General features: G+C 44.5%; 14 protein-coding genes. All 14 read right to left on the bottom strand.

The window, feature by feature from the left end; genetic code table 11:
* The coding region (locus tag AC1DWN_RS15690) for an extracellular solute-binding protein (RefSeq protein ID WP_477559835.1) at window positions 1-856 on the bottom strand (856 nt) is incomplete at its 3' end.
* 44 nt (window positions 857-900) lie between these two features.
* On the bottom strand, window positions 901-2301 hold the full coding sequence (locus AC1DWN_RS15685; protein ID WP_477559833.1) for a HAMP domain-containing sensor histidine kinase: 1401 nt from the start codon (window positions 2299-2301) through the stop codon (window positions 901-903).
* Window positions 2302-2303: 2 nt separating this feature from the next.
* On the bottom strand, window positions 2304-2993 hold the full coding sequence (locus AC1DWN_RS15680; protein ID WP_477559832.1) for a response regulator transcription factor: 690 nt from the start codon (window positions 2991-2993) through the stop codon (window positions 2304-2306).
* Between the two features lie 136 nt (window positions 2994-3129).
* Window positions 3130-3894 (bottom strand): Rossmann-fold NAD(P)-binding domain-containing protein, encoded by a 765-nt coding sequence (locus tag AC1DWN_RS15675; RefSeq protein WP_477559831.1) that lies wholly within the window; start codon window positions 3892-3894, stop codon window positions 3130-3132.
* On the bottom strand, window positions 3857-4822 hold the full coding sequence (locus AC1DWN_RS15670) for an FTR1 family iron permease (protein ID WP_477559830.1): 966 nt from the start codon (window positions 4820-4822) through the stop codon (window positions 3857-3859). Before AC1DWN_RS15670 ends, AC1DWN_RS15675 begins: the two co-directional genes overlap by 38 nt.
* 87 nt (window positions 4823-4909) lie before the next feature.
* Window positions 4910-6391 (bottom strand): stalk domain-containing protein, encoded by a 1482-nt coding sequence (locus AC1DWN_RS15665; protein WP_477559829.1) that lies wholly within the window; start codon window positions 6389-6391, stop codon window positions 4910-4912.
* Window positions 6392-6416: 25 nt separating this feature from the next.
* Window positions 6417-7499 carry a hypothetical protein gene (locus AC1DWN_RS15660; protein ID WP_477559828.1) on the bottom strand — a complete coding sequence of 361 codons (1083 nt, stop codon included), beginning with the start codon at window positions 7497-7499 and terminating at the stop codon, window positions 6417-6419.
* Between the two features lie 20 nt (window positions 7500-7519).
* The gene (locus AC1DWN_RS15655; RefSeq protein ID WP_477559827.1) at window positions 7520-9085 is read right to left on the bottom strand and encodes a nucleoporin-interacting protein; all 1566 of its coding nucleotides are present in this window, start codon (window positions 9083-9085) and stop codon (window positions 7520-7522) included.
* A 32-nt stretch (window positions 9086-9117) separates the two neighbouring features.
* On the bottom strand, window positions 9118-9906 hold the full coding sequence (locus tag AC1DWN_RS15650; protein WP_477559826.1) for a glycosyltransferase family 2 protein: 789 nt from the start codon (window positions 9904-9906) through the stop codon (window positions 9118-9120).
* Window positions 9907-9931: 25 nt separating this feature from the next.
* Complete coding sequence (locus AC1DWN_RS15645) at window positions 9932-11395, bottom strand: alkaline phosphatase family protein (RefSeq protein WP_477559825.1); 1464 nt, start codon at window positions 11393-11395, stop codon at window positions 9932-9934.
* Window positions 11392-12357, bottom strand: coding sequence for a lysylphosphatidylglycerol synthase transmembrane domain-containing protein (locus AC1DWN_RS15640; protein ID WP_477559824.1), 966 nt, complete (start codon window positions 12355-12357; stop codon window positions 11392-11394). The genes AC1DWN_RS15645 and AC1DWN_RS15640 overlap by 4 nt, the downstream gene beginning before the upstream one ends.
* The gene (locus AC1DWN_RS15635) at window positions 12354-12716 is read right to left on the bottom strand and encodes a hypothetical protein (protein WP_477559823.1); all 363 of its coding nucleotides are present in this window, start codon (window positions 12714-12716) and stop codon (window positions 12354-12356) included. The genes AC1DWN_RS15640 and AC1DWN_RS15635 overlap by 4 nt, the downstream gene beginning before the upstream one ends.
* Window positions 12717-12977: 261 nt before the next feature.
* Complete coding sequence (locus tag AC1DWN_RS15630) at window positions 12978-13397, bottom strand: disulfide oxidoreductase (RefSeq protein WP_477559834.1); 420 nt, start codon at window positions 13395-13397, stop codon at window positions 12978-12980.
* 304 nt (window positions 13398-13701) lie between these two features.
* Window positions 13702-14418: DUF4362 domain-containing protein (locus AC1DWN_RS15625; protein WP_477559822.1), on the bottom strand; the 717-nt coding region annotated here is incomplete at its 5' end.

The following is a 14418-nucleotide window of genomic DNA, read 5'->3' as shown; positions in this document are numbered from 1 at the left end:
GTCCGATTCCGCTGATGTTGAGATGAGTCCCTGTCGTCTCCTGATTGGGGAAAAAGACACCAAGGCCTTCCGCTACTCGAACTTCCTCCTCATCCTTAGATGCGGCAAGCTGCCCGACATAATAAGTATTCATGATAGCCACATCACCTATCCCATCAGCAATGGCCTTGGCCTGATCGCGGTCTCCGCCTTCCGGATTACGCGCGAAGTTGTTCACGATTCCACTAGCCCACTTTTCTGCTTGATCTTCTCCGTTTATTGCAATAAATGAAGCAAGCAATGACTGGTTATAGAGATTGGAGTAGGATCTGACCAGCACCCTGCCTTTCCACTTTTTATCGGTCAAGCTCTCGTAAGTCGACAATTCCTCTGGCTTAACTCTATCCTTTGCATACACGATTACCCGAGCCCGCGTAGCAACTCCAATCCAGAAATAGTCCGGATCACGCCATTTATCCGGAACCTGATGGTTGATCACCTCGGATTGGAGAGGTTGAAGTATGTTCTCGCGCTTGGCATAGTTTAGTACACCACCGTCCACGGTAAAGAATAAATCCGCCTCGGAATTCTCTCCCTCCCTCTTTATCCGCGCGACTAATTCCTCCGCTGTGCCTTTGATCTCATTGACCTTTATACCGGTACGCTTCGTAAAGGCTTCGAACAATAAGGAATCGGCTTCATAATGCCTTGCCGTATATACAGTCACATCACCGTGTTCCGCGCTCGTTACTCTCACTTCATGTTGGGTCTTAGCATCTTGCTCGGAATGATTTTGAGGTTCCCCGCTGATTCCTCCAAGCCCGCATGCTGTACAGACAATGGAAAGAAATAAAACGATCGACAATTTTTTCAAAATTCTCCCTCCTCAATCATTTAACTTACCCGATTTATGTTCGTAAATTAACAAGGCAAGTTGATAGTTACCGTCGTACCGGAAAGCTCCTTGGAACGGATGGCAAGCGTGCCTTGATGGAGATCAACCAACCTCTTGGCAATCGCAAGACCTAATCCATTACCGCCTTGATCACGGCTTCTTGCTTTATCTACACGATAAAATCTATCCGTAACGTACGGTAAATCCTCTGCAGGAATTCCCATCCCAAAATCGCTGATTTCAATAGCGATGTGATTCTCACTCACGTAGCCTTTGACCCATATGACTTTATTCTGTTGAGAGTATTTGATCGCATTATCTAATATAATGAGTAAAATTTGCTCCAAATGTTCGTTGGAAATCATCAAACTCGTACCATCAAGCCGCTTCAAGTCGGTTTCCAGACAGAAATCAGGATGGATCAGAGAGAAACGATTAATTATGCTTCCTATTGCATCCGCAGGATTCATCAGCAACGATTCGAAGACGCGAGTGTCCTGCTCAGCGCGAGATAAAGCTAGTAATTCCAACACAAGCCCTTTTAGTCGTGCAAACTCCTGAAGAGAGGCATCAAGCGATTCTCCTAAAATAATAGGGTCCTCCTTTCCCCATCGTCGGAGTAGAGACAAATGCCCTTCAATGATGGCTACCGGCGTCCTAAGCTCGTGCGAAGCATCTTCTACAAATCTGCTTTGCTGCTGGAACGAATCTTCTACCTGATCCATCATGTCGTTGAACATAATCATTAAAGTTGAAATTTCATCTCCATTTAAAGCAGGTCGCATTCTTTCCTGCATCCCCTTGCTATTGATGTCTCTAATAGTCTGAGCCATTGCCTGCAACGGTTTGAGCAAATTTCGTGTAAGCAACCAACCTACCAAAAAACTTAAGACAACTGCGCCAAGAGCAAAATAAAACATTACCTGTGAAATTGTTTTTGTCATTTCCTCAAATTGAGATAGGCTCTTAACAATTTCGACTGATCCGGAAAATTTAAAAATGGTTATAGGACTTTTCATGATTAGCTGGGAATAACCGTCCCGACTGTAAATACCGACTTCTTGCCGCGAGATTGAATATGGCTCAATCCAATTGTTCGGCACGTTATTGGTTATCGTTAGAATAGGAACATTATCTGCTCCGATAATGCGGATCCGTTGATCATCCCTATTAATTTTATCCAGATACTGCCTGATGTGCGTCAGGTTCTCTGGTTTAAATTCCACTTCCTGCTCGAGAAAATAGTTCAGAATTTCATTCATGCTCTGATGCACGTTCTTTTTCTCACGATGAATAATCCATTTTTCCATAATAATGTACTGCAGTGTGTTATATCCTACAAACAGTACCATAATTAACAGGGTTGACCCTAAAGTCAACTTGAACTTAATCGGCATTCGAAAGTAGAAGCCCGTCCATTTTTTCAAGCTCATTTTCTCATCACATATCCAATGCCTCTCAAGGTTTGTATGTAGCTGGATTCACCGGGATTATCGATCTTGCGGCGCAGATACCTTACGTACACATCCACAACATTTGTATCAACTGCTACTTCATAGCCCCATACTTTATCCAACAATGTCTCACGATCAAGCACACGGTTCGTATTGCTTAAAAATACTAGGAGCAGATCATATTCGCGCTTGGTCAGTTCGATTGGCAAACCCGCACGGCTAACCATTCTCCTATTCGGGTCTAAAATCAGATCCGAATAGGTGAGGATGGGTAGCCGATCCTTCTCATGTTCCTTGTACAACTCTTGTTGTCTTCGGAACACAACTCTCATCCGTGCAAGCAATTCTTCAATGGCAAATGGTTTTGGCAAGTAATCGTCTGCCCCACAATCCAGCCCGAATACACGTTCAGATACGCTATCTCTAGCACTTAGCATAATAATCGGCGTGTGTTTATGTGAACGAACCCGCCGGCATATCTCGAGACCGTCCATACCAGGAAGCATAATATCAAGAAGAATAATATCCCAATCTTCATTCAGTGCAAAATGCAGCCCCGTGTTGCCTTCAGAAGCAACGGTTACTGTGAAAGACTCGTACTGAAGCTCAAGCTCGATAAATCGCGACATATTTTTCTCGTCTTCAATTAGCAATACTCTTTTCATTACGCCTTCTCCCCCCACAAGGCTAACTCCATGTTTTTATAGTGGCTGCAACATGAATATAGGATTTGTTTTCTTTAAATGAAAATGATTATCATTATTATGTATTAGACTATTCTATTCGAAAACCGTACAGCAATCAATCATTGTTTTTAATAAATTGCTCGTTCCTCAGCCGCAGGGCGTGCATTAATCCTACATTCAAATCTTTCTCACCAGCTTGATGGAGAATGGAGTTCAAATCCTTAGGAAGACACTTGCCAGCAAAGCCACGATTGTCCTCATATACGAAGGTATGACTTCTTCCTATTCTAGGATCTTCTAGCCATACTTCCCTCAGTCTGGAATAATCAACATCGAATGCTTGAGCGATATCGTAAAACTCATTGCAAAAAGTTACCTTCAACGCTAGATAGCAGTTTTCCATATATTTCGCTAACTCAGCAGTACGAGCCTCCGTTAATACAAACTTAACCTCTGCATTACATACGCTTTGATAAGCTTTTACAGCAAGATTGACGTCCTCTACAGCACCACCAAGCGTCAGCCAGCTTCTCGCTGAGAGTTCTGCGAACGGATGCGCTGCCGTTTCTCCATAATATTCGGGCTGAAAGACGATCCTTTTGCCCGTATCTCTAATCTGGCTGTCGGTAAAACCTACAGGAACGGTAGATCGAATAATGATTACCGAAGCATCCAGCCAAGACAGAACCTCTTTCACAAGAGTTGTATCACAGCTTCCATCCGCCCCTTCTGGAGTAGGTACGCAAATAAATGCAGCATCGCAGCAGGCAAGCTCCTCCCGGTTCCCTATTCCCAATGGCCCATCATAAACCGTCGCATCCGGGAATTGTTTAAACATCGCTTTACCGACATGGCCAAAACCAATTATTCCTATTTTCAATTTTTCCACACTCCTTATAACGGCTCTGTCGATTGATATTCTCATATCGCTTTTTCTGCAAGCCAAGCAGAACGAGGATAATCAGATAAAATGCCCAATAGAGGACAAATTCTTCTACGGACGGGTTTTGTGTATAACCGAGAAATGCTTTAAAGAAAATTCCGATTTGCCCGTTAATCATTGGTTGTTCGCCGGTATCGCGAATATATTGCGTTTCGTCCAATGGATGCTCTGGCATAAAAGCCGTTATGTTGTAAATCTCACCAACCTCGCCGCCAGGTGTTTTAAATACCGTACCCATCATTCCAAGATCCTGCATGATCCCAACAGCTTGTACTAGAAGTCCTCCTGCAATCATCATGAGGAAGATACTGGTGATACGAAAAAAGGTTTTAAGTTGAATCCTTTTTGTACCTTTAAAAAAGAGAAAGCCCACAACGAAAGCTAATAGGAGGCCAAACAACGCCCCCCAGCTTTGCAGTGCTTTTTGAATATCTCCTCCAGTAATCGCGGCGAAGAAAAATACGGTCTCCACACCTTCCCTTACCACAACCAGAAACGAATGGATAATCATATTCATCACACCACCAACGGTAAGAATAGCTGATATTTTATTCTCCACCTGGCCCTGCAAATTGCGGCTCTGCTGGCTCATGAATAAAACCATGTGTGAAAGCAGTACGCACGAGACGAGCATAATTCCAATCTTCAAATAATTTTGGCTGCCCATSATTGCGAATCCAGTTAACACCGTTTGAAACACCAGTGCAATACCATAGCTCGCTGCCAGCGCGAGGATAACTCCGACCCATACCCATTTGTTCCATTGCGTCTGACCGATCCTCTTTAGATACATCATGATGACACCCACAATCAAAATAGCTTCGAGAGCTTCACGAAACGTAATTAGAAAGGACTGTACATTCATTCTTAAACCTCCATTCTTTACGTTGAATATAATGGCGGAAGACACCTGCGCGATATGCGTAGGCGTCTCCCGAAAATGGACTTTCGATTATCTGAGTATAATGATTTCATTCTTGTCGTAAAAAACACCTTTTCCAAACAACTCAGCGACCGCACGTAGTGGAATAAATGAGCTGCCGTTCTCCACTACGACCGGCTGGTCCAGCTTAATCGTTTCGTTAAGCTTCCCGTCTTGAACGATTTGATCGGAGCCAACTTTAAGCTCGGTTTTTTTGCCGTCTTTAACAATGGTAACGGTCTTCGTATTATGCTCGTAGCTTACTTCGGCATTGATCGCATCCGCAATTAGGCGAACAGGAACAAGTGTCCGGTAAGTCTTCTTATTGATATATGGTGCACTTGCCGCCGTGCGGGACTGCCCGTCTACTTTGTACGTTTTCTCATTAACAGTAATTTGAGTGCCGTCTTTGGCTGCGAGATACTTCAGCATGTTAAAAGAGGCAGTTCTTGCTTTTGGAAGATCGGACATGTCGATAGCTTTAGCAAACTGCTGTGCATACGCTACGGCTGCCGCATATTCTTCCTTGGTAAAGAATACTTCCTGCGTAGACAAGAACATATTCCCTTCCATTGCATAACCGCGTGCTCCCTGCAGATCACCCGCAGCTAATTTCGTAAATGCGTTCGTTACGTACTCAGATACTTTACCAATCATCGTTCGCTGTAGAGCTGCCTGTATCTTGTCTTTATCCACTTTACTTGCGTCCCCTKATGCGAATGCTTTWAAAACGTAGTCAGCATCCTCCACGCTTCCACCTCTTAAATAGGTGTATACAGGAAGGTAAAGGAAGTAGCCTTCCGTAACGGCAGTCGGCTGGTCAGCAACAGGCTTCGTAGGGATATTCGTTGCATACGTGAATGTTGCAAGCGCGTATGTTTTGATTATTGTTTTATCCAAAACTTGGCGATGCACGTTGAAATCATTAGCATTCTTCTCTTCAAGATCTGTCAGCAATTGCTCGATTGTTCCTTTCAGAATACCGACCATATCAAGCCCGTACGTTCCATCACGTTTGGTAACTGTACTCTGAATGACACCTTCATAAATTTGTACGACTTTGTAAAATTCTGTCTTTGCGGTATTGAAATCTTCTTTCGCCAGTGCTGGTCTGACCTTATTGCTTATCAAATCACGTAAATTGAAATAGAAGTACCATTGAAGCCCTTTGTCTACTGCTTGCTTAGCTTGATTCACATGAAGCGTGCCTTTAATGGCATTGTCTAACACGAAAGAAATATTCTCATCGATTTTCGGATCGTCAGGCTTGATTGTTGCGTCAATTCGTTTAACATCCGTTTGGAACTTATCCACGTAAAATTGTTTAACCGCTTTTAGATCCGTCTTGTCCGTGAATAAAGCTTTGATATCCACGAAGGCTTTTATTTGGGCGGCGATAGCCGTATCCTCCGTAATTTTGAATTTAGATTCTGCACTGACAGCTGAAGCCAACATAAAGACGGAAGAAAAAACTAATGATAGACTGACTACAATAGATAATAATTTACGCATTTTCATCTCTCCTAAATTAAGTTTTTTATAATAAACCTTTTTTACGAATAAACCATATAACTCCACCACCAACAATAATAACCCCCACGATAACGAATACCGTGACCAATGAATTCGTTTTGTCAGTTCGCTCCATCGGAGCATGCCCTTCTTCCTGCGCCGCTTGTTCAGATACGGCGATCGTTGGCTCAGAGGATAAAGGCTCATCTAATACTTGTTCCGATGTTTCTTCGTTACCGGATGCGGCAGATGCTGTAGTATCACCCCCTGTTTCCTCCGTTATTGCCCCCTCTCCCGTAGGTTCTGCTTCAGGGCTTGCCGATACCAATGCCTCCGGATCGGGACTTGGAGTCGAGCTTGGTGTTGGTGAAGCAGCTGCTTCGCCCTTATCGGAGGCATTCGGCTTCACGCTTGACGAAGGCTTAACGGTAGTAATAGGCGCCTTGCTTGGTGAAGGCTTCTGAGTAGCGGCAGGCTCCTTGACTGGCTTCTCCTCGTTTGAGTCTGTAGCCGCCGGCTTAACATAAGCTTTGTAAGGAAACTGCGGCTTCACTTTCCCGTAAATAAAGTTGACCTTTTGTTTAAAGGTTTCCGGATCGGCCTCCTTCTCCCCTACCCCAAACAAACCGGGATTGCCGAGTGCCTCCAAGGCATCATCGAATGCATGATTGATATCGTCCGTTCCGGCATTCATATATGGAGATAACGTATCAAAGGTTGCCTTCGCTTTGGCCAAAAGGAGCTTAGATCCGGCATAGTCACTCACATCCTTCAGAGCATACGTAAAGCGTCTATCCAGATTCATAACTAGAACAGCCTTGTAATTAGCTACTAACAGCTTGCTATCCTTCGCTTCTATGTTCTTATCGAGGGTAACCGCAACTGCTTCACCAAAATGTGATTTGATCTCCGAACGCCTTACTTTGTGAGCCTCTTCAACAACTTTCCAATCTGGCTTATTCCCGCCGACTGCACCGACAATGATCTTAAAAGTTTCAGCTACATCCTCCGTATTCGCATCCCCATAGGAGTACGCTAAAACCTGAGCTGGAGAGAGCAATAACAATAATGCAAACACCACCAGCCCGCTTCGAAACCATCTTGACACTTGCACACTCTCCTTCTGTCTTAATCTTTTTCCCTTTGGAGCTCCTCCGGTATAATCCATTCGTAAAGGGTAATCCGAGAGTAGACCGGGTCAAATAAATCCTCTGAGACAAATTGGGCAATGGGGATAACATGCTCTCCCGCATTGACATTCTGCTGCAAAAAACCACTCCATACATGATCCGTCAAAAATATCCGTTGTCCGGTCCCCGTCCTCGCTAGTGATTGAAAATAATCAAATGTTAAAATTTTTCGATGTTCATATCCAGCCTGTAAATAGCGGAGTACCCGAGTTTCTTCCCATGTGTATAGAACAAGCGGATRTTCCAATGTTCCCATAAAGTCATTCAATTGATAGACAGCAGGCTTTTGCTGGGCTTGAAGCTTAATCAATTGTCCTCCAACTATAAATTGAACGAACAGTACGGCAGCAAAGGAAAGATAGATTGCAGCTGCTGCAGCATTACTCCACTGCAAACCTCGGATGAAGTCCGAAGACCTACCTAATAATTGCGCTGTTTTTAAAGCTGTAACATAAAGCGCCAAAAGCATTTGGCCAGCTATTGGTGCAATATGGCGAGGCTTTTCAATGTTTTGACCTAATAAAACCCATACTCCATATGCTGCAAGACAAACCCACAGCCATTTTCCGAATTTTCTATCTGCTGGATCAGCCAGTATGCTGCCTCTTAGCTTCCACATGCCCAAAGCCATCAAAGCTAAAAGCAGCAAATAAAGTACAGCAAGTGCTGTCGAACGGCTAAACCACACATCGCGAATCAGGTGATCGGCGACTAGCGTTACAAAGCGTGTACCCATTGGTACCTTCGAGTCTGCAACCCCGCCTCCCCATTCGGAGAAATGTCCAGAAACGAATGCTATGGACAGCTTCCAGAAACCTAACAGCGTACCCTCAGACTGTATGAGTCCACCAATCCAAATGAGCTGGGCACCTCCAGCAGCGGCAATCGACATAATCAATCTTCGAAGCCTAATACGGCTGTCCATAAGACTCGTATATTGGTAGACAAGCAGCAGTACCAAGGCAATGCCAAATGGGAAGTAAGATAATCGAATACCCATTAGAAGGCTAAACAATAGTAACGCTGCCCCCAGCCGAGAGTTGGATTGGGGACGGTCTGCAGCCCATCGTACACTCCAGAGATACCACCAGAGCACAGCAATGCCAGCACATTCGGACATAGGCCGCGAGCCCATTAGCCATAAGTACGGCACCGATAGAACGCCTACCGCTGCCCATATTGCGGGAGCCAGCCCTATGTATCGCCTGGCTAATAAAATAATAGGGACTGCTGAGCTTAAAGCAAGCACTGCATTCCAAATGATTAAGGATTGGACCGGGTTAGTTACCCACTCATGAACCAGCTTTGCTCCCGCAATGAAATACGGGTATCCCGGAAAATGAGGCTGCATCGCGAGCAAGTCGTACCGATCCACTGCGAGTACAAAATCCACCTCGTCCCAAGAGCGTACAAATGGACTGGCAAARAGCAAATTATAGACAAAGAGTACTATAAGGATGATATAAGCAGCGCTTAACGATAAATAGCGAACGAGTCGCTGCACAATTCCTTGACCTCCCCCTAGTCCGGTTACCGTTACACTTGCTGACCCGATGTTTCATGGACTTGCTTGTTTCGGGCAAGGTATAAGCCGCGAAGGGCAGGCCGCTTCATTTCCTTATAAATAGCCGGTATGACGGAAGTGATATATTGACGAAATTTAATGAAGGACTGACCTTGTGTTCTCACCCTGTAAGCAATGGGAACCTCTTGGAGACGAAAGCCCTTCCTCAGTAGATTCAAAGTTAGCACTTGGGCATAGTTGTAATCGTGAATAATTTCCGCGCACTCCATGGCTTCCCGAGAAAAGCCTCGCATGCCGGATTGGCCGTCATAGATCCATTTGCGAAGCAGCACAGACTGAAGCAGCGTAAACAAGTAATTTCCTAGACGGCGATGCAGCTTCATCCCTGCAATGCTTCCCTTAAATCGTGAACCGAACGTGTAGTCTGCCGCTCTATCCATAATTGGAGCAACAACCTCTGGAATTTGCTCGGGCGGGTATTCGTTGTCAGCATCAATCATCAAACCAATATCCGCATCCAGCAGGCAGCATTGCTTCAATCCCTCTCTAACAGCAGCACCTAAGCCTCTGTTACTCCCGAAGGAATATACATAATCCGCTCCTGCCTCCTTTGCCACCGCTACTGTCCGGTCGGTTGAGCCATCATCGATAACGATGACCTGGACATCATACTTAGTTGCAAAGAATCTCGGGACACGCGTTATAACACTCGCAATGTTATCCTCTTCATTGTGTGCCGGAATAAATACGACGAGCTTTTTTTTATGGATAGATTCCATAGATAGAATTCCTCTTTTCATTAAGCCATTTCCTAGAGGTTGAGGATCAGCGCTTGAACGCATCCGTCAACACCTGCCCCCGGCTCGCGCTAGGATAAGGAGCACCCAATAAATAAGCGAGTGTCGGTGCCATGGAAATTAACGAGTGCCTCTCATCGATTCTACATCCCTGACGAATGGCAGGACCATGCAGGAAGAATGGAACAAACCGTTCTCCTTCATCCAGATGTCCATGTCCGCCGATACCGTCAGCCTGCCCGTGATCGGCGCAAAGGATGAGCGTTGTATTATTCATCATGCCTCGATCTGTTAGCCAACCCACAAACTCCTCAACCAGCTTATCCGCCTCGGCAATTTTCTCTAAATATTCATCGTACAGTACACCCATGCTGTGTCCGGTTTGATCAACGGCAATCATCTGAACGACGAATAAATCCGGGTTTTGCTCGGCCATTATCTTCTTGGAGCGTTCGATGATATTGCGGTCAGCTTTGTCATTATGCATAACGGCAGTCACGCTTTCCACATCGTCGCCCATTGAGTCAATCAGGTGGGCAATACCAAGCAGACGACCTCTTTTTCCTACCTTCCGCAGAGAATCAAAGATACTTTCCACCCGAATTCCCAGCTTCCATACCATGTTGGAACGAATACCATGGTCTTTAGGATGAGCTCCGGTGAACATGGAAGAGAAACAAACGACCGTTCTTGCTGGATAGACCGTCTCCATCTGCGTATACTCTGTTCCTTCCAGCCGCAGCTTCTTGAGAAACGGTGCATCAGCTTCCTCGAAGCGCTCCTTACGCATGCCGTCAATAACAATCACAATGATCTTTTCATTAACAGCCTTCCCCGTCATATCAGGTCCATCTGTGTATAATGTCGTCTCTTTGGGCTTCCAATCGAAAAGGTTAGCATGCAGAATCCAGCTATATAGACCTAAGCAAGCTGTGAAAATACCCAACAATATAACATCATCCACAGCGGGCCAAGAGCGATCTCCTGAGGAAAACAGCAATATGTAGAAATGATTCCATAGAAGCAGTAGAAGCAGCAGCTTCGGTAGTTGTTCCTGAGCATTACCACTTGTCGAATCGCTGTTCTTTAGCACTAGCTTCCAGAAGCGTCTAAAGTTCCACCATGACGTCCCGATTCGCATTCGGTAATAAAATGTTCCCCAGAAAAACACGGTGAAGAAGAAATACAAACCTATTGCCGCCGCATAAAGGGAAAGGTTTTGGGGATCCCATAAAAGTAACGCGCCTACAAGCGGCAACCATAAATAGTTCCGTAGAAAAAGTGGAAAATCAAAGTAATAGAATAAAAAGAACAAAGGTAAAATCATCAGCAGACTTAAGCTGGCACCTGACCAGAAATCGCTATCCAGCCATTGATCAGACCGATACAGCAAGAAGACGGATGTTGCAAAAATCGGTGTAAACGGCTTGCCCTCATTTAGAAGGTTCCAACATCTAGCAGCTACAATCTCAAAAGGTGAAGCTTGTTTCATAACAATTTCCTTTCACACGCATGATTCGTTTTTATGGAAGGCTTTCGCGATATTTGGATCCATTCCTTTGCTTCGCTCAAACCAATTGGCATTCGGATCAACGAATAGGAACCTAGAATAAACGCCACAGCGAATTTAAAAGCATGTGTAAGCAAAGCGGAGGCATAGGCTTCTTCCCAGCTAACTCCAAGCACCGCCAACGAGCCGCTTAATGTACTCTCATAGGTTCCAATTCCACCTGGAGTAACATGAAAAATCTGGCCCCCGATCGTTACGCTGTTCGCCCAAACCGTTGAAGCAGCGCTTAACTGTATGTTTCCCATGCGGATTATACCAAGTAAGATTACCGCCTCTAGTATCCAACTCACGGCAACAAGGCCAAGGATATATGGGCCTTTTCGTGACATCACAACTGCCCTCAGCTGCTCCCAGTGTCGGCTTGCAAATGACCAACGCTGAATCGGAAACCATTTTAAGGCCACTCCTGCAACACTTAGCAATGCTGCCATAATCGTAAACGCTAACCAAGGTATAGCCATTCCCAACCACAACATGCCAAAGGCCGATATGATCCCGAGTACGAATAAATCCGTCAATCGCATAATCACAACTGTGTGTAGAGCACTATCCCACCTCATACGCGTCTTCTTCATTAAAATACCTGTGCGTACAAGATCGCCCACCTTGATTGGCAGCAGGTGATTGAACAGCAAGCTATAAAAAATGCCATGAAGATACAGTCCGATTGCATGTTCACGGCCTGTKTACGCCTGCCAGGCTGCAGCTTTAAGAACAAAAGATAGAACATAAATGACAAACATGAAGAACAGCCATCCTGGGTGAACGATTACTACGTGTAAACGTTCAAGTAGTTGATGTAAGTCGAACAACTGCCAGCTCAGGAGTAAAAATATAATAAAAAGGACAAGTCCGGCTAATCCAGTGAGTTTTCTCACCATCATCCCACGATGGCGCCAGTTGACCGCTTAAGCTCTTCGGTAAAATCAGGATTCGAGTGACATTCCAACCTCTTTTGCCTCTCCCGTCTTTCCTCCTCCCATACCCGAATTCCCGTATCCGTAATGGACATACATTGACCGTCCTCTTCTGCCCTCACTATTAAACCGCTAAGGGTCAGACTCTGGGTCACTTTGCTTACGGTCTGTACTTTCGTCGTAAGAAGTTCCGCGAGTTCTTCTGACGTTATTCTTCCTCTTTGAATCAATATTTCCAGTATTATGTATTTGCTTCGTTGTGATCGAGGTTTAAATCGATCCTTTCGATGATACTTTCCGGCCTTGTATAGGATCTGAGCGTCCAACCTTCCTCCTCCTTCCTTGGATGCTGATTTCCTCGGATCATGTCTTGCTATATTTTGATAATGATAATCATTCCGAAGTCATTTGCAATTATATCTAATGAAAATGAGAGAATGATGTGAAAAGCAAATCTTTTTCTTTCTATAAAAAACACAAAGAGCCGAGAGCGTAAAGCCGAACATGATCGTCCCAAACAGYAGGTCCAATATGTATTGGCATTTCGTCCCTCAGCTCCAACTTTTCGTAAACAATAATCGTAACCGTTAGCTTTGCTTATTCAGTGAACGAATGCGAAGCAGAGCCGTTAAAATAATTAAAAATGCAACTAACGCCAACATCGGTATCGTAATAAATCCAAACCAATTCAAATAATCACCCTGGCAGGACACCGGACCACAAGCTGCAATGGCAGAATCATGCGGAAGCTTTTGCAAGATGGTGTGATAAAGCGAGAAGCCTCCACCTATTACAACAAGAGGTAGCGTATATGATATGATTCCTGTATCCTCTTTCGCATAAGCAATCCCGAGCAGCAGCGCTAATGGGTACATAAATATACGCTGAAACCAGCATAAGCTGCACGGTGCAAAATGCATGACCTCACTAAAATATAAACTACCTGCTGTTGCCAGAACAGCAGTTGCCCATGCTACAAACAGCCAAAACAAAATTTTCTTCTCAATCTCCTCCAGGTTGTTCCCCTCACCTTCACTATGAATCTATACTCGCTCTCTTATTCTCTCTCATCCGCGCGGTACTCGCTATGACTCGAAAGGGCTATAAAAAAAAAGCCCAAACTACGGCTGCTTACGCCAGTTTAGGCTCCTTGTATAATGGAATTCTGATCATTACGGTCGTAGCCGTTTAAATCACGGCCCCGTACCTGCACTCGCCACGTACCAGAATATACTGGCTTTTTTCAAATAGATGGCTCCCCGCTAGTCTCCCCGTTCTATACGTAATAAAACTTGTTTGAGAACGTTTGTTTTACTCGTATGCACCCTTAGTGGCTGGAAGACCCTTATACTCTTCTTTAGTTTGAACGATCGCAATAATCTCATTAACCACTTTCGTCATGACTTGACCATCCTTGCTTTTATCGCATTCTGTCCAATTATAATCAAGGCTGCCTCCATTTATTTGAACCTTCATATGGTAGCTATTATGGGGCTTTTGGTTGCAGGCAGTTGACAGCTTCTTCTCCGTTAAGTAATTAGCAAGTACCAGCTTCTTGTATATAAGAGCACGCTCTTCCTTTGTAAACTGAAAGTCACTTACCTCTACAACCGTGCCATTCTGTAGATCCTTCATCAGCTTTTGATTAAAAGTATCAATTTCATTCTTTTGGTTCACGCCATATTGGATTGCAAACTCGAACACATCCTGCACTTCTACATCGTATGGAATGTTTAAAACATCCATTTGCTTGGACTCGCCATCGCATCCTATCAACGTATAGGACAGCAAGACATCCGTCTCTTCTTTTTGCAGGTTTTCACACTTATAAGTATATACCTTTGGTGTTCCAAACTTATCCTTGGTTGTATCGTAACGCAGCTCAATCTTATCGTTTTTGCGTATTAAATCGTAATAAATCGGATCCCCTTCTTTTGTGTACGCAATAATCCGCTGCTTAACGGACAGCCCTTCAATGAAGTCATCCAGTTTCTCGTAATTGCTCACTTTACCTTGAATGTTGATGAT

The sequence above is a fragment of the Paenibacillus sp. P4_A7 genome (assembly GCF_056402455.1).
Note: the sequence above shows the minus strand (reverse complement) of the source record. Positions and strands in the feature narration are given on the sequence as shown.

What these genes read in the sequence shown, in the direction of transcription:
- AC1DWN_RS15680 (WP_477559832.1), bottom strand. Translation starts at nt 2,993, where the DNA reads ATGAAAAGAGTATTGCTAATTGAAGACGAGAAAAATATGTCGCGATTT.
- AC1DWN_RS15650 (WP_477559826.1), bottom strand. Translation starts at nt 9,906, where the DNA reads ATGAAAAGAGGAATTCTATCTATGGAATCTATCCATAAAAAAAAGCTC.
- AC1DWN_RS15645 (WP_477559825.1), bottom strand. Translation starts at nt 11,395, where the DNA reads ATGAAACAAGCTTCACCTTTTGAGATTGTAGCTGCTAGATGTTGGAAC.